Raw genomic sequence first — 19,437 nt, 5'->3', positions numbered from 1 at the left:
CGTTGATGTCCAAAGATTCCTGGGGAGATGTGGACATGATCGACTCCTAGAAATGTGGAAAATAGGAAGACTTACCCGCACAACAGAATTAGAGCAAATTTCACACCTACTTTCGAGACGCTCACACTGTCTCGACCGTTGAGAGTCACGACGGCTTGTCCGCTAGAACGATGCTTGCGGTACTTAGGAAGATGATTGTTCGACCACGGCATGATGCAGGTCTCCTTAGCTGTTTTTCCAAAAACGGAATGTACCGTTTTTGAAGCTTGGGAAACGCCGCACTGTCGAACGTCGACAGGTAACAGAAACTCTTATTTCGGCGGGAGTTAGGTTAAGTACACCCGAGAGGAGTCGAACCTCTAACCTTCGGATTCGTAGTCTCCACTGGACACATGCACACCATCGGAATACACTACGAAAGACTAGAACCAAAGGCATTGTCATTCACAAGCTGAAGACAGTCACAATGATTCTGGCGCGTCTCAGGTAAAGTTTCAGGTAAAGCACAGCCAACTAGCAGGGTAGCTCCCTGCGTCAGCCTTCACTGGTTGCTCTTTCACTCCTGTGAGAGCACCAGTGAAGGCGGGTTGGTCTAACAGGAGTACAACATGTCGAAACGAATCAAAGCCACCAAGCAGGGCAAGCAGTCCACCAGTGCAGATCGAGACTGGCAGGCAGAGTTGCCATTCTTAGATTGGTCACCTGAAGGGAAGCTGACTTTCTGTCTCGACTCTCAGGGCAAGATTGGCTATCAGCGCAAAGATGGCTCTTGCATCGCCAGCAGTGACCCCCTGCTGGCTGAGTATCAGGCTGAGCATGGAGCTGCAGCAGCACTCAAGCGTGAATTCTCTGGCGTGGCACATGCAGCTGATGAGATCCACAAGAGCATCACAGATCTGAGCAATGATGAGCCAATGCCACTGAGCATCATGCGGAAAGATCCCGACTTGGCAGCATGGCTTAATGGTGAGAATCCCAACTATGCACCAGGAATCTATGAAAGAATGATTCTGTGGCCAGCATTCATTGAACGCAGACGCAAACTCAAAGAGCGTCAGCACTTGCAGTCACAAGTCTCACAGACAGAAGTCTCACAGGTGCCAGAGCCTGCACCTGCACTGCCAGTTGTGAGGCTGACTAAAACTGCTGAACAGATCCTGGCCATCATCGACGAGCATGGCTTTGTGGAGACATTGGAAGACTTGCTTGACAAAGCATCAGCCGCTGAAGTGATCCTGAGTGAAAGCACAGCCAAGCACAGACTTAGAGAGATGAAGGCCAATGGCACCCTGGTCGCATTCAATGCAACCAATAATCGTGGCTACCAGAGGCCACCAAGCTGATGGCCAAATTGGTGAACTAAGTGTGCACTAAGTGTGCACTAAGTGTACACCTAGTTTCTGAAAAAGTGTGCTAAGTTGCCCTGCAGTCGTTCAAAGTGTCTTTGAACCATGTGTCCAAACACAACTGCGGAGCACCAATCCCATGGCAAACCATGCAATTCTTTCCAACGCTGAAGTTGGTTGCATCAGATCTGATGCTGTCTATTCCCTGAACCACCTCAAAGAGTTTCACAATCTTGGTGCACATGCACTGCGTGAAGCCAGACGAAATGGTTTGCTTGTCCGAAAAGTTGGGCGCAAGCACTTCGTGTTGGGTCACGATTGGCTCACCTACGTTTCAGAGCATGGCAAGATTGTCTGATCCATTCCACAAAAAAAGTGGCACAGCTTGTTGGCAGCTGTACCACTTCACGAAAGATTCACTGACATGAAGTCTAGCACAGCCCAACAACCAGAGGCAAGAGAAGTTGGTGTCGCCAAAGCTAATGGCAAGCCAACGAAGAATCTTTCTCTGGCTTTGCCAAAGCAGCCAGCAAGCAAAGCAGATCCTGCAGACCCTGCAGCAGCCTTTCTCCGAAGATACAAGCGCGATGGTGTGTCATGTCTGCAGTTTCATCGTGGCACATTCATGCAGTGGAAGGGTGGATGCTATCGGGAAGCGCTGGTTGAAGAAGTTCGATCTGAACTGGTGCAGAGTTTTAAGCAAGGCTGGTCAGGCATCAGGCGCAGCAACGTCAGTGATGTTTTGGAGCACGTCAAGTCAGAAATCATGCTACCTGGATCTGTTGATTCTCCAACGTGGATTGGCGAGAAACCAAGAGGATTCGATCCTGATGAGTGCCTGGCAACACGAAGTGCAATCATTCACTTGCCATCGTTTGTCACCAATCGCCAGCCATCGATTGTGGCAGCAACACCTCGATTCTTCACTACTGCTGCAACTGACTTTGACCTGGATCTTGACCCACCAAAACCAGCAACATGGCTGGATTTTCTTGACTCCCAGTGGTGCGATGACCAGCAGAGCATCGACACACTGCAAGAGCTGATGGGCTACCTGCTGACTAGCGACACAAGACAGCAAAAGATCTTCATGGTTGTTGGTCCCAAGCGAAGTGGCAAGGGAACCATTGCGCGAATTATTCGCGGGGTAGTTGGTGAAGCCAATATCTCAGCACCAACGCTGGCGGGACTCTCAACCAACTTTGGGCTGGCACCACTGATCGGAAAGTCTGTGGCAATCATCAGTGATGCAAGGCTGTCAGGCAGGCCAGATCAAGGCGTGATTGTCGAGAGGCTTTTGAGCATCAGTGGTGAAGATGCACAGACCATCGACCGCAAGTTTCAACCTGCAGTGACCTGCAAGCTGCCAACAAGATTCGTTGTGATCAGCAATGAGCTGCCCCGGTTGAATGATGCCAGCACAGCAGTGGTCAGCAGGGTGGTTCTCTTGCATACCACGCAAAGTTTCTATGGCAGAGAAGATCAATCCCTGACAGAAAAGCTGCTTGGTGAGCTACCTGGAATCTTGCTCTGGGCCATTCAAGGCTGGCAGCGTTTGCGACAGCGTGGCTACTTCATTCAGCCAGAGTCAGCACTGGATTCACTGACTGAAATGGCAGACTTGGCGTCTCCAGTCTCAGCATTCATCGAAGACTGCTGTGAAATCTCACCAGCTGAGTCTGTTGTCATCGCAGACCTATTTGAAGCGTGGAAGCAATGGTGTCGCATACAGGGACGGGAGAAGCAGGCAGGCAATGCCCAAAGCTTTGGAAGAGACTTGTTTGCAGCAGAGACAAGCATACGCAGAGTGCGACCTGGAACTGATGGAAAGCGCCAAAGAGTCTATGAGGGAATTGGTTTGAAGTGCCAGTAGGACGTCCGCGACGTCCGCGACGTCATAGTTGCATGCATCGGAAAATACCCAATGAAAACAGTAGGACGTCCGCGACGTCCGCGACGTCCACTACTTTACAACTATACGTGTGTAGAAAAAACAATGAATACATCTGATAAAGTATTAGTAAACATGTCGAGCATCGCGGACGTCGCGGACGTGGAGGACTGCTGGGGGCCATCTTGGCTGACACCAGAGCCAAAAAGCTCTGCAATTCTCGAAGAAAATGAATCAAGAGCAGCTTTTCCATCGGGGACCACTGCGCGGACGTTATCGCGGACGTTATCGCGGACGTTATCGCGGACAGTCGCAACCAGTCGCAACCAGTCGCAACCAGTGCGACCGAGTGCGACCGAGTGCGAGCCAGTGTCACCAGAGAACACTGATGACAATGAATTCTTCTGGTCACAGCTCTCAGGGGCTGACAGAGCCTATCTGACAGCATCGAGAGCTGAAGTGACTTCTTGTGCATGGTGCTCTGGCAGGCAGCATCACAACCCTCTTTGTGATGAGCTGAGAGACAGCTGGCAGGTGCGTCTGACTTTCGGCAAGCACAAAGGCCAGCAGCTGAGCAGTGTGCCACAGGATTACTTGTGCTGGCTGCTTTCCAAAAGCAACTCTCTCACCACTGATCTGAGAGAAGCCATTGAGCAGCAAATCAGAGAGGCACGATCATGAAGACACAGCGACAGCGATTGCTACCGTTCGATGATCGATACTCAAAGGCCAGAGCAGGCCGCAAGAAGCGAGTCGAGAAGATCTTGAGTGCGATTCCCAAAGTCATGAAAGCCAGCGAGCTGGCAGGACAAAAGAAGAATTCAAGCTGCAACAAGTGTCGCAGCACACCCCCAATCTTGGAGACTGAAGATGCCTGAACAATCGACCACAGAAACCATGCAGATCTTGCATCTGCCAGCTTCGATCACCTGCGAACGAAGGCAGGGCAGCAGCACACTAAACCCCAACAACAGGCTGGCAGGCTCTTCCAGTGCAGCAACTCTGCAAGATGACAGCATGATCGTTCGTGCAACTGTAGCCACAGAGCGTCGATGCTTGGTGTTTGATCGATCAACTGGGCAGGTGATCGAAGAGATTCTGCTGGCTGAAGGTTTGCGACTGCCAGAGAACCAGCAAGTGCCACTTTTGGACAACCACTTGCGACACAGCATCGCCAATCAAGTCGGCTCTGCCAGATCCTTCGCGCGGCGTGGCAGTGAATGGGTTGCGACCATGCATCTGACACCTGGACTGGCAGCTGCAGAAGATGCCTATCGCATGATTATGAATGGTGATCTGACTGACTGCTCGATTGGTTATGTCGTCACCAAATCAACGTGGATCGCGCCCCATCAGTCTGGTGGTCTGAACAACAGGAATTGGAAAGCGGGAAAATATGGTCTTCGACTTGGCATCGAGTATCACATTCAAGAACTTTCACTGACATCCATTGGGGCTGACGCAGACGCAAAGATCAAAGCTGCTGAGAAGCAGACACCACCAGTTGCTGGTGCCAGTTATTTTGCGAAGGCGTCCAGCGACACCAGCTTTTTTGCGAAGTGAAGTAAGGAGCAAACCATGAAACAGACAGACACACCAGAGGGCACAGAAATGCCAGAGAACCAGACACCAGAGGGCAAAAACATGCCAGAGAGCACCAACACACCAGAGAGCAACCAGACACCAGAGAGCAGAAACACCTCTGGACTGTTTGCCAAGACGCACGCCAGCCTGACTGATCTGAATCGGTTTGGGTATGAGAACCTGGAGGCTCACTTGACGATTGCATTCTATCGAGAGGGGCAGCCTTTCTTCTCGACTAGGCAGATCAAAGAGCTGGTGGAGGCTGGCTTGATCCTGCAAACAAGGTAAAGCCAGCGCACCTGAGAGCACCTGACAATTGTTGAATGATTTACCACCCTGGCAGCAATGCCAACACACTTTTTGAACTGGAGTGAATGATGAGTGCATTAGCAACTTTGAAGAGATCCTTGACCAAGAGCAGAACAGCTGCACAAAGAAGCTATGGTGAGATTGTGACTGCACTTGGCGAAGATCAGAAAGTCTCACCAGCTGAAGCTGAGCAAGCCATGCAGGCGGCTGGTGTGTCAGCTGAACAGCTGGAAGCAGACATCGCCACGTACCAAGATCGAAAACAGAAGCTCGAAACCCTGGCTGAATGTCGCAAAGCCCACGCTGAGTGCAACCAATTGGAAGCCCAGATGAAAGCTCTGCAAGAAGAGGCTGATGAGGTGACACGCAAGCTGAATGAAAAGCACAACACGCTGCGAATTAAACTCAGTGCAACTGTCAGCCAGATCAATCGTGAGCAGTGGATCGAACAGCGCCTAATGGACAGCGCACCAGCATGGACTTCAGAAAAGCTGGCTGAGATTCAAGAGCAGCGAATGACTCTGGGCAATCAGCTGCGGACACTGCAGCAAGACAGAGCCACTGCCAACAGCAGCAAAGCCAGAGAACTGAGGGCAGAGCTGGCAAGTCTGGATGCAGAGTCAGAGAAGCTGAGAGCACGCCAACTGGAGTGCTGGCCAATCGAAGCGTGAAGGCATAGCTCGCGACTGGTGGCAGCTGGTCAATAACTCCAAGCCAGCTGCTGCCATGTCGTCTGGCCCCCCCCCAGTTAGGTTCTTGGAAAAGACCCCAATCGGGGGCTGCGGAGCAGACGAGCGAGCCACTTTTATTCACACACTATTTTCAAATTGGGTAAGTCAGAGCACTCTCTCCCTGCCAGCCAGAGCAAGGCAGAGCTGAGCAGGTCAGGGGCCAGAGCAAGGCTGAGCTGAGCAAGGCAGGTGCGATTAAATCGCAGTCAATTTTCAGGAAAGTGCTTGTTTTGTAGAGTCTGTGCAGAATTGAACTGGCATCCGTTGCCAGTTGGCCAGTGCAGTTGCAGCGTTCACCAGTCTCAGCCAGAATACTGGTGTCAAAGCAACGCCCCTCTGGGGGCCAAGTAAGTCAGTCTTCATGTCAAATCTAGTCAGAAAAAAGAGTGCAGCCCTGCGCGGGTGTTCGGTATCCGCAAGGACCGAGGGTGGACTGACTCCACCTGACAACGCCAATGCAGGGCTGCACTGTTCGTTGCCATTCTGGCACATGGAAGGAATTCTCATGTTTCTATCAGTCGATAGATTCGCTCAAAGGTATGATCTGGAACCTGAGCAAGCAGAGTTGTTGATTGTTCGCAGTGGAGCGCCCCACTTTCGTTGTGGCAGCATCACCCTGGTGGAGCCTGAAGTCTTTGAGAAATGGATTGCAGATGAGCAGTTCATTGGTCTGCCAGCAGATGCCTGCAGGATCAAATACTATCCACAAGAGCCATCTGTGCTGATGAAGATGGCACCAGTGTTGCAAGCGGATTGCAACACTGCCAAGCCAGCAAAGTGCAGCTGGTCCCCCTTTGTGGTGAAGTATGATCCACCCCTGGATCTTGGTTTGCCCCGGTTTGAGTCTCTGCTGGAGATTGCAGCCATCATTCTGGTCTGGATGATGGCAACGGGGGTGCAGCTATGATAACACCAATCTTGGTTGCAGCTGGATCAGTCACACCAGTTGTGATCACCACCATCGGGGTGCTGTGCTATATCGTGGCAGCATCAGTGGTAGGATCTTGGTTGCACCAACAGGCTGGCCAACAGGCTGGCCAGCAGGCAGATCCAGTGCCACCGGTTCACAGGGCACCAGTTCACAGAACAACCAAGCACAGAGCAAGGGAGTTGTCATGCATCCAATTGCAACGCCAGACATCTTTGAACCAGATCCCACAGAGCAGCAAATCAGAGAGCTGTGCTGGAAGATCCAAGACAGCTGGACTGATCGTGAGCGTCAGCTGCGGGCTGGAAGATTCGCAGAAGTGGAAGTGGTGGCCATTCCAGTTGTGCCAGAACCAAGCCACAGCAAATCGACGATCTGAGAGCCTGCTTTCTGATATGAGTCAGAACACCAATCAGGCACCAGCATCAATTCTGGGGGCATCCTCGCAGGCTGATTTTGCCAGCAGAGGGTGCATTCATGGGCATGTCAGGTGCGATTTAATCGCAGCTGCGGGTGCTGATCAACTGGCAACGGACTCCAGTTCAATGCTGCCAGAACCCATTGAAGAGCAGCTGGAAGATGTCACCAGAGGCATGCAGACCAACATCAAAGCAGATGTGCAGGTGCAGGATCAGGCCCTGCTGTTGGAAACGGATTCCAGTCAGATTTTGCCAGAACCCATTGAAGATCTGAAGGCCACCATCGCCACCACTGGCAAAGTCAGCATCATCAGAGATTGGATGCTGATCGACTGAAGCTGTGGCGCGACCAACCAACCAACCACCTAGTCATAGGAGAATTGAAATGGAAGAGCTGATTAAAGTGCATGTTGTGAAGTATGCAAGTTGCAAGAATCTGATGATGCGATACTTGGACCCATTCACCAACAAGCAGGTGGCACGAAGTGCAGGCACCACCAAGCAACGAGAAGCTGAGAGAGTTGCTGCCAAGTGGGAAGCTGAGCTGCGTGAGGGGAGGTATCAGAAGCGTTCAAGAGTCACATGGGAAGAGTTCTGTGAAAGATTCCAACAGGAGGGGATGTCTGACATGCGGAGCACCACTGCAGCCAACTACTTTTCCACCTTCAAAGCGTTCGAGTCTTTGACGAATCCCAAGCATCTGGCTGACTTGACCACTGAAAGAGTGGCCAGATTTGCCAGAGAATTACGCAAGCCTTACACGATCACCAGAGGCACTGGAGACAAGCAGACCAGTCGCAAGGCCAAGAGAACTGAAGCAAGCGTGGCAAGGCACCTGCGACACCTGAAAGCAGCTGCACGATGGGCACACAGGCACAACCTGCTCCTGAAGCTCCCCCAGTTCGACATGCCAAAGAAAGCCAGTGGAGCCAATCGCATGAAGGGCAGGCCCATCACCGGGGAAGAGTTTGACCGCATGTTGACCGCAACTGAGAAAGTGGTTGGCAAGCCAGCTGCTGACTCCTGGAAGCTGCTGCTGCGTGGTCTGTGGTCTTCAGGGCTGCGAATCTCTGAAGCCATGGCGCTGCGATGGGACAAGCAGCCTGGAGGGGTGTGTGTCATTCTCAATGGGCACAAGTCAGTGCTGGCATTTGAAGCTGACTCCCAGAAGTCTGGCAAAGTGCAGCTGGTCCCCCTGGCACCAGAGGCAGTGGAGCTGCTTTCGCCAAAGCAGAAAGACAGTGGCTTTGTGTTCAATCCACTGCGTGAAGATGGCAAGCCCATGCGAAGAGATTCACTGCTGGCCAGCAAGACCATTGCCAGCATCGGCACAGCAGCCAACGTGGTTGTGGACCCAGAGCGTGGCAAGTGTGCCAGTGCTCACGATCTGCGAAGATCTTTTGGCAACAGGTGGAGTCGAAGAGTGATGCCCACTGTGTTGAGGGAGCTGATGCGTCACAGCGACATCAACACCACGATGAATTATTACGTGGGCCAGAGTGCTGAGAGCACTGCAGCTGAGCTGTGGAAAGTGCTAGGTAAAGTTTCAGGTAAAGTCGATGAAGCTGAAACTCAGAAAAGCCTTAAAAAGAAGTACACCCGAGAGGAGTCGAACCTCTAACCTTCGGATTCGTAGTCCGATGCTCTATCCAATTGAGCTACGGGTGCGCGATAGGAAATGCGATTTTCTCGCAAGCCAGCCAGTCTACACAGCGGGGCGGAATTCGTCTAGACGCTCTGAATGAGGGTTGAGTGGGGTGTGCTGAGGGTCCGGAGTCAGGAGATCGAGTTCGGCTTGGAAATATCTCAGGGGGAAGGTATACAAGGGTGGCTTCGATTGTTAGGTCATTCCGGCGTAGGCGGGAATGACGTTTGTTTCGAGGTCGTTTTTTCTTTGATACTATCCCGCCTATTTTCTCACCGAGGATACCTCCCATGGCACTCCGCCTGGATCTAAGAAGTTTGATTTTTGCTTGTGCCCTACTGTGTTGCAGTAGTGATCTGCTTGCCGAGGGGCCTTGGCCACAGTGGCAAGGACCCCAGAGGGATGCGGTTTCAACTGAGGCAGGTTTGATTCAAGAGTTTCCAGAAGGTGGACCCCAGCGACTTTGGTTGTTTGAGGATTGTGGGATTGGCTATTCTGGTCCCGCGATCGTGGAGAACAAACTGTATATTCTGGGTGCCTTCGAGGGGACCGATCACTTGTTGTGCCTTGATGCGACAACGGGGGAGCAATTGTGGAAAAGTCCCTTGGGGTCCACATTCGAGAATGATTGGGGTAACGGACCACGCTCCACTCCCACAGTGGACGGAGATTTCATGTACGTCCTGACCCCGACGGGGACGCTCTACTGTTTGCAGACTGACGATGGTTCGATTGTCTGGCAAAAAGAGATGCAGGACCTGGGGGGGGAGATTCCAGTCTGGGGATACAGCGAGTCGCCGTTGGTTTTGGGGAATACTGTGTTTTGTACTCCCGGCGGCGAGGAAGGTGCAATTGCTGCGTTCGATAAAATATCGGGTGACCTGCTTTGGCAATCGAAAGACTATGTGGATGTCGCCCACTATTCATCGATCATGCCCATGAAACATGATGGACGCACGATCCTTGTTCAACTGCTTTATAAAGAACTCGTGGGAGTTGATCCTGAAAATGGAGGGGGGCTGTGGTCCATTCCTTGGAACGGCAACGTCGCGGTAATTCCGACGCCCATCATCTCTCACGATACGGTGTATGCGACCTCTGGCTACGGGGCGGGCTGTGTGCTCGTTCGACTTAGTGGCAATGATGCGGAAGTCGTTTACGAGAATAAGAACATGACAAATCACCATGGTGGCGTAATTCTGCGCGATGGTCATCTCTTTGGCTACAGCGATGGCAAAGGCTGGGTGTGTCAGGATCACGAGACCGGCAAGCTCGTTTGGCGAGAGCGCGAAGCGCTGGGCAAGGGGGCGATTGCGTATGCCGACGGACGCTTTTATTGCCTCGGCGAAGATGAGGGAGAATTAGTGCTCATTACGGCCAGCGCTGATGGTTGGGAAGAGCATGGCCGATTTACGCTTGAGCCGCAGACGGAACTTCGCAAGCCAAAGGGAAAAATCTGGACGCACCCGGTGATAGCCAACGGGAAGCTTTATCTGCGCGATCAGGAATTATTATTTTGCTTTGATGTGAAGGGGGAGTGACAGCATCCTAATTCTTCAGCTTAGGGGTGAGGACCAGTCGCACGGGGGTGGCTAGCGGAGGGATTTGGTTGGTGTTGGCTTCGAAGACGAGGCCATCGTTTGCCTGGCTGCTTTCGATGGGAATATCGAGCGTGGCAGTGGAGAAGTTTGATACGCAGATCAAGTCGCCCGCCTCAGCCTGGTAGTATTCTCGGCCGGTTTCTTCGTCTTTCCAGAACCCGCTGCCGGCGAAAACCCAGGGCTGAGACATGGGTTTGCCGGTCTTGATATCCTTTACCCAATCCTGGGCTCTTGCAGTCTGCCACTTTCCATTGTCATCTTGCCAGCGAACCTCGATGTCGATTTCTGTGCCTGCAGCGGGGCGAAACTTAGGGCGAAAGCTTACGGGATGTCCGACCTTGGCACCCACGGCAAGCAGCGCGGCGTGGATTGTCTGGGCTCGGCTGAAGACCGCGACCACGGACTCGTGTTCCTTCGTGCCGACGGGACAGGCAAACATCTCGAGCATCCCCTCACGGAGCGAGACGTAGCCATCGACATAGACTTTTTTCTTCTTGGCATCAATCCAGAGGACATCAGGCTTGGGGAAAGCCTTGGCTCCTTCCGGGGGAGGGAGTTTGGGGGGGAGTGGCGCACCCGTATGGGGGTCAAAATGCGGGTTGCTGCCAGAGACCGGACCTTCCAGCGTTGCGTCATCCTCCTGGGCCCAGCCACGGAGATCAGATTGAAGAGCAATAATGCAGGCGGCAAAACAAGCGAAGACCGAAAATCTCGACATTCCACACTCCTCACCGTAAATCAGAATTTCACAAAATACTCGTCCCCTGAGCTACGGGAGCGATCTGAGTAAATTGAATTGTAGTGGTTCTTGAGTCGTTTGTCTCTCACTACTTTCTTAGCAGAAATCTTGCTTACCCCCCGTGATGGAGTTGAGTTCTGAGCGTAGAATGGCGACCACCCACAGGGGGGTCAAACAATGCACCGCCAGCTTGAAAAGGAACTCTGAGCCGCATGTCAACAACCATTGAGTCACCTAACGCAAAGGCTTCAAGCAAAGAAGAAAAGTCCAAAAGTTTTTCATCGCGAGCACGGCGTGCTAACTTTTGGAGCGATTCCGCTCCGAAGAATATTGTTCCTGAAGATAACTGGGAGACCTGGGTTAGCCACTTAAGCAGGCGTCGAAATCCACGTACAGTCGATGCTTTGTTCTCGGCCAAGGTAAGTTCACTCGCTTGGGGTTTGGAAGATTTTCACCTGGAGCCTTTGTCGACTGAGTTGCTGCAACTCCTGGCTCGCTCAATCGAAAAAGGGAAACTTAACAAATCAGCGGTTGGGGACGTGTTGCTGCGGTGGCTACAGGGGACAAACGCGCAGCCGCAGAGTGTTGACTTTGCCATCGAGTGTCTGGCAGTGGCCCATCTCCTGCCGAGCGTTGTATCGAGTGTTGAGGAAGATTTTTGGTGGTCCCTGATTGATGCCTTAGGTGAGATTGTCGCCTGCATGGAAGACTGGCAGATCGATGCAGAGATGCCTGCCGAGAGTTGCCTGGTGCATCAGCTACTGGCTGGAGAACTGCCCCTAACGCTTGCCTATTTGTTTCCCGAGATGCGTCCGCTTGCCAAACTACGCAAGTCCGCCCACGATGCCTTGAGCGAAGGCCTGATTGAGCTCACCAATGGGGAGGGGTTGCCTCGTGCGAGCCACCTCTCAGAATTTCGTGCATTTCTCGCCAGTTGGACTCGCTGTAGTGCGATGGGAAGCGCGATGAAGAAACGTCCATGGACCAAGAAGGCAGAGGAGCAATTCCATTACGCAATTGCCCGCTCTTTGATGCTCTCTTGCTCAACTGGGGCACCTCTACTCGCTAGTGAAAATTCTTCCAGCTGGTCACCAGATTTCCTGGAAGCCGTTTTGAAAGTAGGCGGCAATTCGGCGGATCGGACTGCTGCCCTGGATATGTTTATAAAGAAAATTGCCAAGCATCTCTCGGGCAAAAGTGGCAAGGAAGTCCCCGAAACTTCGTACCAATGCGAATGGGCGGGGTTGGCCGTTTTGCGGACAGAATATAGCCGCAGCGCACCGGTAGTGGCGATTGACTACGCGACGCCAGATTTGAAGCTCGACGTCTGGGTGGGCACGCAGCGATTGCTCGCTGGCACTTGGTCTACCGAGACGATGTCGGGCGGTAAAAAGCTTGAGCCGGTCGGCGTTTGGGAGCAAACCTGCTGGTTTAGCGATGAGGATGTCGACTATCTGGAATTGGCGATTGACCTCTCGCATGGGGCACGTCTCGAACGGCAAATACTGCTGGCCCGCGACGACAATTTCCTTCTTCTGGCGGATAATGTGCTCGACACGCCTGGTGACGCGATTCAGCACCGTTTCAGCTTGCCACTGGGCGCGGAGATTCAATTCAAGCCCGAAGCCGAAACCCGCGACGGGACACTCGAGGCCATTAAGTCTATAGGGCGAGTACTTCCATTGGCGCTTCCCGAGTGGCGAACTGATCCTCGGATTGGGGAGCTCAAGCAAGTAGGGGACCAACTGCAGCTCTCGCAAGATCGGCCTGGACGTCGGCTTGCCTGTCCACTCTTTATCGACCTCGATCCGTCTCGACTTGGCAAGCCCTGTACTTGGAGACAACTTGCTGTGGCCCAGGCGTTGGAGCTTCAGCCCCACGACGTGGCCGTAGGCTATCGGGCCCAATTCGGCAAGTCGCAGTGGCTCATCTATCGTTCGTTGTCTGCGCCTGCGAATCGGACCGTGCTGGGACAAAATACTTCTGTGGAATATCTCATCGGTCGTTTCTTGGCTCCGGGAGGCGAAGTAGAGGAGTTGTTGCAAGTAGAAGGTTGAAACGGGGTGTAGTCGGTTCCTCCAATGACTCCGTGTGAGATAGAATGGAGACATGTCCCTCACAGTTCAACTTATCACTGACAATCTTGCGCGAGTTCGAGAACGAATTGCTGAGGCGGCAACTTCAGTCAATCGCGACCCCGGCGAGATCCAACTCATTGGAGTGAGCAAGTACGTGGGGGTCGCAGAGACGGCTGCCCTACTGGCCGCTGGTTGCATCGATCTTGGGGAGAGTCGTCCTCAACAACTATGGGAGAAAGCGGAAGCTCAGGAGCTTGCAAGCGCGCGTTGGCATCTGGTCGGGCATCTGCAAAGGAACAAAGTTCGCCGCACGCTACCAGTGGTGGAACTTATTCACAGTGTCGATAGCTGGCGGCTCCTCAAAGCGATTGACCAGTGTGCCGAGGAACTGGGTCTCACCGCCTGTGTCTTGCTAGAAGTGAACTGTACCGGCGAGAATGCTAAGCATGGACTCAGTGCAGACGAGTTGCGTAGGTTGCTACCATCCCTTCCAGAATTGAAGCATGTCTCAGCTCGTGGATTGATGACCATGGCTGCCTTGAAGGGAGGCCTTGCCGTGGCAGAAAATAATTTTGCGGCACTGCGAGAACTACGTGATGAGTCACTGGGAGAGTGTCCTCTTGGGGTCCACTTGCCGGAACTTTCGATGGGGATGAGTCAGGACTTTGAGGCAGCGATTCGAGCTGGTGCCACTATGGTTCGCGTAGGTTCCTGCCTATTTGATGGCGTTGCGCCTTGAGGGGAAACTATTTCGAAAGCAAGTTACTTGCTTACTCCTAAATGCGGTTTGTTAGGATTGCCGCCGTCCCGATTCTTACCTATTATGTAGGTACCTTTACTTCAGCTCTAACCTTGCGATTCCTAGCACCGCCGGCCTTCAGGTCGCCCAATCCCACCTCAGGAATCTGTCCCGTCGATAGGAATTGTTGCGTATCTCATGAAGGCCCTCACCGAACGCATTCTTCACTACACAATTCTAATCGTCGTGACGATTTTTTCTGCAATCGTGATGTGGAAACTTAGCGCTAAGTCGCAGATGGCCGAGTCTCACATGGAAGCTGCTACGAGGCCACTTTCTGCTATCGCCATCCCCAAGGCACCCGTGGCCGTTGAGCCATTGGCAGTGGAGACGTGTGAAATCTATTCCACTTATGCTGGCAAGATACAACCTTGGGAAATCTATCAGGTCGGTTTTGAGGTCCCCGGCAGAGTTTTACAACTCGGCGTGAATGCGGCTGGCAAACCTCTTGATGAAGGAGACCGGGTCGTGGCCGGTCAGATCCTTGCACTCATGGATGACCGCGTGTTCGTGGCTCGCAAGGAAGAAGCAGCGGCGCGAGTTGCCCAAGCTAATTCCGACCTCGAGCGGGCTCAGCAAGTGCGTGTGAACAGTCCGTCAGCACTTTCTGCGGCAGAGATTCAACGACTCGTCACGGAAGTGGCTCTGGCAAAAGCCCAACTCCAAGTTGCGGTAAAAAATCTTGAAGACGCTACATTGACATCGCCTGTCGATGCCACGATCTCGAAGCGGATGATAAAGTCTGGTGAATCGGTAGGCGGAAATCAAATAGTCTTCGAACTGGTACAAGACGATAAAGTGCTGTTGGTAGTCGATGTTCCCGAATCGCAAATTCGCGAACTGGAAAATCGCCAGCGCGAAGTTGCCGAATGTCGGCAGAATGCCTCTCAGACAACCGATGTTGAGGCATGTGTCTTCCGGGCACGCGTGCATCTGGAAGGGACAGACAGCTTTGGCAATTCTTGGCCTGAACTCTTTGGCGAGGTTTACCATATTCCGGAAGTTGCTGATACACGTACCGGTCTCTTTCCAGTGGAGATCGAACTTGCGAACGAAGATCACCATCTTCGTTCTGGTATGGTCGCGACTGCCGACGTAGTCACAAACCGGGTTCGTGGATACTCGATTCCCGAGGTTGCCGTTCTTTTTCGAGCCCATCGTGCCTACTTATTTTCGGTTGAGCAAGAGCGTGCCGATATGGAGGTCTTGTATTGGAATTTGGGATCGGCCAAGGTCTATCGGGCTCGTCAAATTGAACTTCCTCAATGGGTCGACCAAGGGCCTCGGATCGTCGTACCAGCCGAATCGGTCGATCTGGAAAATGCGATCACTCGCGGACAGTATCGTCTATCTGATGGCCAACTGGTTCGCGTTGTTGATTCTCCCAGCGTCCCACCTGCCGTAGCAGTTTCGACGCAACCCACGACTAGCGGCCCTTCGGAACGGTAGCATTGCCATGAAACTCAGTGCCAAAGCCGTCGATCATCCCCGCTTTGTGCTAGTGGCTACGGTCATGGTTTTGCTGCTGGCTTTGTTTGCAGCGTTTCTGATACCCGTGCAACGAACCCCTGCGATTTCTAAGGCGGTCGTGCTGGTGGCGATTCCTTACCCCGATTCTCAACCCAACGAATCGGAGAACGAGATCGCCCGGAAGGTCGAGGAGGCGCTCACTGAATTACAAAGCGTCGACTTCATCGCGTCTACCAGCTTGCGGGGAGCTTCGATCACGCAGGTAATCTTTCTTGATGGAGTTGATCCAGACGAAGCCAAACGGGAAGTCAAAGACCTTATCGACCGTATACGCAATGAATTACCTCTCGGTCGTGAGGTGCAACCCGATGTGCGAAAAATCGATTTCGAAAGTGCCCCATTGATGTTGGTCACCCTTGCTGGGCCTCCTGGATTTGACGACCGGGCACTCAAACAGATCGCCGAAGAAGTCGAGAAGCAAATCTCGACGGTCGATGGCATCGCCAATACTCAGCTTTTTGGCGGCAAAGAGCGCGAGATTCATGTCAATGTGAATCCCGATTTGATGACGCAGTACGGACTCACGCTGCGTTCTCTCCGGCAAGCGCTGCTGGATTTCAACGCGAAGGTCCCTGCCGGTTCTTTTGATACGGGAAATGTCGACCGCACGATCCGCAATGAATCGAAGTTTCGCGGAGTAAAAGACATTCAAGAGGCGATTGTTTCCAGCGAAGGTGGTCGGGTGATTCGCGTTAGCGATGTGGCGGAAGTCATCGATTCGCACCGCCGACTCTTGAATATTGCCCAACTCGATGGCCAGGATTGTGCCACGATCATTGTCAACAAGGAATCGAATATCAACACGCTGGGGGCTGCCCGGGCCGTCAATGCCTTGGTCGATGATCTGCGGCAGCAGTATCCTAATATCACATTCACGACCTCCCGAGATACATCGCAAGAAATCTGGATCATGTTTCGAGTACTGGGATCGAGCGCACTCTTTGGAGCACTGTTGGTGCTCGTAATTCTCGCCTGGTCGATGGGATTGAGGATCTCGATTCTGGTACTGCTTGCTATCCCATTTAGCTCGGCAGTGGGACTGGTCTTTCTGTATTTCGTCGGCATACCAGTCTCGAATATGGTTGTCTTCAGTTTTATTCTCGCCTTGGGAATGGTCGTCGATGGAGCGATAATCGTTGCCGAAAATATCCATCGCCACATTGAGCGAGGCGAAGATCCTGTGACTGCCGCCAAGACTGGTATCGAGGAAGTTGGCATGCCAGTGATCGCTGCCGATTTGACGACCATCGCCGCATTTCTGCCCATGCTGCTAGTCCCAGGCATTATGGGTGACTTCATGGGAGTGATGCCCAAAGTAGTGAGCGTGGCCTTGTTTGGATCGATTATGGTCGATCACTTTATCTTGCCGACACTTGCTGCGCGTTGGTATCAAAAGCGCGAGCCCGTCCATGACGAATCTGAAGTTTTCGCGGCTGTCACTAAAGGGGAATCAGCAAGTTTTCACCCTGATGCGACGCGCGTGCGACCCAATCTTGGGCTGTGGACACGAATCTACGCAGGCGTCTTACAAATGGCACTGTCCAATCGCTTTGCCGTCATCCTCTTAGCGGGGGTCGCATTGTTTAGCGCCACCCATCTCTTTTTTAAACTTGGTTTTGAATTCTTTCCCGCTAGCGATCGCGGGCAATTTGGAATCAAGTATGAACTTCCCCTTGGTTACAGTATCGAGGAAACACTTGCTGCTTCGAAGGTGCTTACCGAACCCCTCCGCAAGTGGGAGGAGCTTGGTATCCTGCAGCACTATGTCACCGCAGTTGGCTCATCGGGAGGACTTGCAACACGCATAGAAAATGACCCAGCGTCTGGCCCGGAGTTTGGCGAAGTCATGGTCGATCTGTTATCGCCATTGGATCGCTCAATACACGAGCAGGAAGTGATCAACGATCTCCGTCGTGAAATCCGCCCGCTGCCCGGAATGAAATACTCTATCAAGGAAATCGAAGATGGTCCCCCTGGAGGATCGGATGTCGCTGTTCGGCTGACGGGGGACAATCTCGAACAACTTGGCAACCTAGGAAAGCTCTTGGCAGATCGATTCAAACAGATGCGCGGTACAGTGGATGCTTCCACGGACTATCGCGACGACAACCCCGAATTGATTATTGAGCCAAAGCCCGAAGTCGTGGGACTCTATGGATTGACCGAAGCTCAGATTGCGCAAGCCGTGCAGGTAGCGATCGCCGGTGATTCTCAGATTCAATTGACTCTCGACGACGAAGATGTGACCCTGCGTCTGCAATTGGCCCCCAAGTATCAACGCTATCCGAACAGCCTCAAGCGTTTGATGGTTTCCGCTCCAGATGGCCGTCAGGCTTCGATTTCTGAACTCGCCGACATTCGCAACGATGTTAGTCTCTTCAGTATTAACCGATATGAGCGAGATCGAGCGGTTGTCGCCAAGTGCGATGTGGTAAAACCGACTTTGCCCGACGATGTTTTCAAAGTGTTGCGAGAAGAGATTCTTCCGGAACTTGGCTTCCGTCCTGCCAAAGGCAACTCCATGGTGTTCTTAGGCAAACCCACCACCCCTTCCGAGGGAGTGAAAGCCGAATTCACTGGCGAGAATGAAGAACGCGATAAGAATTTCGGTTACCTCGTGCGCAGCATGCTTCTCGGTGTCGTGCTAATCTTTGCTATTCTGGTCACGCAGTTCAACAGCTTTCGGCAAAGTCTGATTGTCATGCTGACCGTCCCTTTGAGTTTCATAGGTGTGACGATTGGCATGTGGTTTCTAGGTTATCCCTTCAGTCTCGCATCATTCATTGGACTGGTGGCTCTTACGGGCATCGTAGTCAACGACGCCATCGTGATGGTCGACTTTACCAATCAAGCCCGTGAACGTGGCTTGCCTCTACGCGAAGCACTGGTAGAAGCCGGCATGAATCGACTGCGACCGGTGCTCCTTACGACCGTGACAACCATTGGTGGCTTACTACCGCTTCTGTTGAACATCTCGGGCGGTGCAGAGTTTTGGCAGCCGCTCACGGCAGCGATCATTTTTGGACTGGCGTTTGCAACGGTACTCACGCTGATTGTGATACCTGTGTGCTATAGCCTGGCGTACACGGTTCCTGAGAGCTTGCGGACGGGGTTTGGAATACTCGCCAGTCGAAAGGCTACAGGCAAGCAAGCTATCAGAGTGACTTAAAATCAGTTCAAGAGCGCGACGTAAATGTAACGGGCGAATTCCCAGATTTAGCGGGTAAAAACCGAGCAGGATTTTGCCTACACATACCGTGGCCGCGAATTACAATAGCCCCGTAAAGTGAGCCAGCCCGGCCTATGCAAGCTCGCTCACATCCGTTTATTTTGCCTTGTCATCTTTATCACCATTGCCTACGCCGTTGTAGTAGTCGAGGCGGACAGAAATACCAGCTTTGCCAAGTCGACTCAATGTTGATGCTGGTATTTCAAAGTCACAGAGTCCGACTGCGAAAACGCCGATGAATACTGTTACAGACCCATGGGTGCAGTCTATTTGTCGGGTCAAGTTCGTTGCATGGGATATTTGCGTGTCGATCAGATCTTCTAGGAATTCTGACACATCGTGACCGGAAACGATTTCTAGATCTGCACTCCAGTGATTTTCATTGTAGGTGCCGGTGAGCAGCCCACCGTCGGGTCTGTGTCGCCGTTCACCACGCCGCTTAATACTTTTGGGATCCAGCTTGAGCGTGCCCGTCACTTCATCGGGGTCTACGGAAGGATGTTGGACATGAAGTGACGCGACAAACTGGTAGTCGTTCAGCCCTGTGGTTACTCGTGATCTGTAGCGAGTTGGCATGTCATTAAATTGCAAGACAAAACTTGTGATAG

The 19,437-nt window shown here is 52.6% G+C and carries 19 protein-coding genes and 1 tRNA gene; 15 read left to right on the top strand and 5 right to left on the bottom strand.

Annotated features, from left to right (window positions below; all coding sequences use genetic code 11):
• Positions 1–71 precede the first annotated feature (71 nt).
• A complete protein-coding gene (locus tag Pla144_RS24880) occupies positions 72–212 on the bottom strand; it encodes a hypothetical protein (RefSeq protein ID WP_197530953.1) in 141 nt (46 codons plus the stop codon).
• Positions 213–608: 396 nt separating this feature from the next.
• Between Pla144_RS24880 and Pla144_RS22875 the strand changes: the two genes are divergently transcribed.
• From Pla144_RS22875 to Pla144_RS22865, 3 genes are all read left to right on the top strand, one after another.
• Positions 609–1,343: a hypothetical protein gene (locus tag Pla144_RS22875; RefSeq protein WP_146453030.1), complete on the top strand. Its 735-nt coding sequence runs from the start codon at positions 609–611 to the stop codon at positions 1,341–1,343.
• Between the two features lie 142 nt (positions 1,344–1,485).
• The gene (locus tag Pla144_RS22870) at positions 1,486–1,704 is read left to right on the top strand and encodes a hypothetical protein (RefSeq protein WP_146453029.1); all 219 of its coding nucleotides are present in this window, start codon (positions 1,486–1,488) and stop codon (positions 1,702–1,704) included.
• Between the two features lie 66 nt (positions 1,705–1,770).
• Entirely contained in the window at positions 1,771–3,219 is a 1,449-nt protein-coding gene (locus Pla144_RS22865) for a DNA primase family protein (RefSeq protein WP_146453028.1), read from the top strand.
• A gap of 101 nt (positions 3,220–3,320) precedes the next feature.
• Here Pla144_RS22865 and Pla144_RS24875 read toward each other — a convergent pair whose 3' ends face one another.
• A complete protein-coding gene (locus Pla144_RS24875; protein WP_197530952.1) occupies positions 3,321–3,632 on the bottom strand; it encodes a hypothetical protein in 312 nt (103 codons plus the stop codon).
• Between the two features lie 282 nt (positions 3,633–3,914).
• Between Pla144_RS24875 and Pla144_RS22855 the strand changes: the two genes are divergently transcribed.
• The 7 genes from Pla144_RS22855 to Pla144_RS22825 all read left to right on the top strand — a co-directional run bounded on the left by Pla144_RS22855 (position 3,915) and on the right by Pla144_RS22825 (position 8,829).
• A complete protein-coding gene (locus Pla144_RS22855; RefSeq protein ID WP_146453026.1) occupies positions 3,915–4,115 on the top strand; it encodes a hypothetical protein in 201 nt (66 codons plus the stop codon).
• Entirely contained in the window at positions 4,108–4,800 is a 693-nt protein-coding gene (locus Pla144_RS22850) for an HK97 family phage prohead protease (protein WP_146453025.1), read from the top strand. The genes Pla144_RS22855 and Pla144_RS22850 overlap by 8 nt, the downstream gene beginning before the upstream one ends.
• A gap of 15 nt (positions 4,801–4,815) precedes the next feature.
• Complete coding sequence (locus Pla144_RS22845) at positions 4,816–5,109, top strand: hypothetical protein (RefSeq protein WP_146453024.1); 294 nt, start codon at positions 4,816–4,818, stop codon at positions 5,107–5,109.
• A 119-nt stretch (positions 5,110–5,228) separates the two neighbouring features.
• Positions 5,229–5,801, top strand: a complete 573-nt coding sequence (locus tag Pla144_RS22840; protein ID WP_146453023.1) for a hypothetical protein — start codon at positions 5,229–5,231, stop codon at positions 5,799–5,801.
• A 565-nt stretch (positions 5,802–6,366) separates the two neighbouring features.
• Positions 6,367–6,768: a hypothetical protein gene (locus tag Pla144_RS22835; RefSeq protein ID WP_146453022.1), complete on the top strand. Its 402-nt coding sequence runs from the start codon at positions 6,367–6,369 to the stop codon at positions 6,766–6,768.
• A 218-nt stretch (positions 6,769–6,986) separates the two neighbouring features.
• Positions 6,987–7,544: a hypothetical protein gene (locus tag Pla144_RS25235; RefSeq protein ID WP_146453021.1), complete on the top strand. Its 558-nt coding sequence runs from the start codon at positions 6,987–6,989 to the stop codon at positions 7,542–7,544.
• Positions 7,545–7,593: 49 nt separating this feature from the next.
• Entirely contained in the window at positions 7,594–8,829 is a 1,236-nt protein-coding gene (locus Pla144_RS22825; RefSeq protein WP_146453020.1) for a tyrosine-type recombinase/integrase, read from the top strand.
• On the opposite strand, the gene Pla144_RS22820 is transcribed toward Pla144_RS22825, so the two are convergent.
• Positions 8,803–8,876: transfer RNA gene (locus Pla144_RS22820), tRNA-Arg, on the bottom strand. The two genes, Pla144_RS22825 and Pla144_RS22820, sit on opposite strands and share 27 nt — an antisense overlap.
• Before the next feature lie 267 nt (positions 8,877–9,143).
• Between Pla144_RS22820 and Pla144_RS22815 the strand changes: the two genes are divergently transcribed.
• Complete coding sequence (locus tag Pla144_RS22815; RefSeq protein ID WP_146453019.1) at positions 9,144–10,394, top strand: PQQ-binding-like beta-propeller repeat protein; 1,251 nt, start codon at positions 9,144–9,146, stop codon at positions 10,392–10,394.
• Positions 10,395–10,401: 7 nt separating this feature from the next.
• On the opposite strand, the gene Pla144_RS22810 is transcribed toward Pla144_RS22815, so the two are convergent.
• Positions 10,402–11,172 carry a YdjY domain-containing protein gene (locus tag Pla144_RS22810; RefSeq protein WP_146453018.1) on the bottom strand — a complete coding sequence of 257 codons (771 nt, stop codon included), beginning with the start codon at positions 11,170–11,172 and terminating at the stop codon, positions 10,402–10,404.
• 233 nt (positions 11,173–11,405) lie between these two features.
• On the opposite strand from Pla144_RS22810, the gene Pla144_RS22805 reads away from it, so the two are divergent.
• From Pla144_RS22805 to Pla144_RS22790, 4 genes are all read left to right on the top strand, one after another.
• Entirely contained in the window at positions 11,406–13,250 is a 1,845-nt protein-coding gene (locus Pla144_RS22805; protein ID WP_146453017.1) for a hypothetical protein, read from the top strand.
• A gap of 52 nt (positions 13,251–13,302) precedes the next feature.
• The gene (locus Pla144_RS22800; RefSeq protein WP_146453016.1) at positions 13,303–14,010 is read left to right on the top strand and encodes a YggS family pyridoxal phosphate-dependent enzyme; all 708 of its coding nucleotides are present in this window, start codon (positions 13,303–13,305) and stop codon (positions 14,008–14,010) included.
• Between the two features lie 198 nt (positions 14,011–14,208).
• Entirely contained in the window at positions 14,209–15,519 is a 1,311-nt protein-coding gene (locus tag Pla144_RS22795) for an efflux RND transporter periplasmic adaptor subunit (protein ID WP_146453015.1), read from the top strand.
• Between the two features lie 7 nt (positions 15,520–15,526).
• A complete protein-coding gene (locus tag Pla144_RS22790) occupies positions 15,527–18,769 on the top strand; it encodes an efflux RND transporter permease subunit (RefSeq protein WP_146453014.1) in 3,243 nt (1,080 codons plus the stop codon).
• 156 nt (positions 18,770–18,925) lie between these two features.
• Here Pla144_RS22790 and Pla144_RS22785 read toward each other — a convergent pair whose 3' ends face one another.
• Positions 18,926–19,405 carry a DUF4279 domain-containing protein gene (locus Pla144_RS22785; RefSeq protein WP_146453013.1) on the bottom strand — a complete coding sequence of 160 codons (480 nt, stop codon included), beginning with the start codon at positions 19,403–19,405 and terminating at the stop codon, positions 18,926–18,928.
• Between the last annotated feature and the right edge of the window lie 32 nt (positions 19,406–19,437).

The sequence above is a fragment of the Bythopirellula polymerisocia genome (genome assembly GCF_007860015.1).
Classification (GTDB): Bacteria; Planctomycetota; Planctomycetia; order Pirellulales; family Lacipirellulaceae; genus Bythopirellula; species Bythopirellula polymerisocia.
Note: the sequence above shows the minus strand (reverse complement) of the source record. Positions and strands in the feature narration are given on the sequence as shown.

Bases quoted from the DNA above. Each gene is read 5' to 3' on its own strand.
- Pla144_RS22795 (WP_146453015.1), top strand. From the start codon at position 14,209: ATGAAGGCCCTCACCGAACGCATTCTTCACTACACAATTCTAATCGTC.
- Pla144_RS22835 (WP_146453022.1), top strand. From the start codon at position 6,367: ATGTTTCTATCAGTCGATAGATTCGCTCAAAGGTATGATCTGGAACCT.
- Pla144_RS22870 (WP_146453029.1), top strand. From the start codon at position 1,486: ATGGCAAACCATGCAATTCTTTCCAACGCTGAAGTTGGTTGCATCAGA.
- Pla144_RS22790 (WP_146453014.1), top strand. From the start codon at position 15,527: ATGAAACTCAGTGCCAAAGCCGTCGATCATCCCCGCTTTGTGCTAGTG.
- Pla144_RS22875 (WP_146453030.1), top strand. From the start codon at position 609: ATGTCGAAACGAATCAAAGCCACCAAGCAGGGCAAGCAGTCCACCAGT.
- Pla144_RS22785 (WP_146453013.1), bottom strand. From the start codon at position 19,405: ATGCCAACTCGCTACAGATCACGAGTAACCACAGGGCTGAACGACTAC.
- Pla144_RS22810 (WP_146453018.1), bottom strand. From the start codon at position 11,172: ATGTCGAGATTTTCGGTCTTCGCTTGTTTTGCCGCCTGCATTATTGCT.
- Pla144_RS22805 (WP_146453017.1), top strand. From the start codon at position 11,406: ATGTCAACAACCATTGAGTCACCTAACGCAAAGGCTTCAAGCAAAGAA.
- Pla144_RS22865 (WP_146453028.1), top strand. From the start codon at position 1,771: ATGAAGTCTAGCACAGCCCAACAACCAGAGGCAAGAGAAGTTGGTGTC.
- Pla144_RS22800 (WP_146453016.1), top strand. From the start codon at position 13,303: ATGTCCCTCACAGTTCAACTTATCACTGACAATCTTGCGCGAGTTCGA.
- Pla144_RS22850 (WP_146453025.1), top strand. From the start codon at position 4,108: ATGCCTGAACAATCGACCACAGAAACCATGCAGATCTTGCATCTGCCA.
- Pla144_RS22825 (WP_146453020.1), top strand. From the start codon at position 7,594: ATGGAAGAGCTGATTAAAGTGCATGTTGTGAAGTATGCAAGTTGCAAG.
- Pla144_RS22855 (WP_146453026.1), top strand. From the start codon at position 3,915: ATGAAGACACAGCGACAGCGATTGCTACCGTTCGATGATCGATACTCA.
- Pla144_RS22845 (WP_146453024.1), top strand. From the start codon at position 4,816: ATGAAACAGACAGACACACCAGAGGGCACAGAAATGCCAGAGAACCAG.
- Pla144_RS22815 (WP_146453019.1), top strand. From the start codon at position 9,144: ATGGCACTCCGCCTGGATCTAAGAAGTTTGATTTTTGCTTGTGCCCTA.
- Pla144_RS24880 (WP_197530953.1), bottom strand. From the start codon at position 212: ATGCCGTGGTCGAACAATCATCTTCCTAAGTACCGCAAGCATCGTTCT.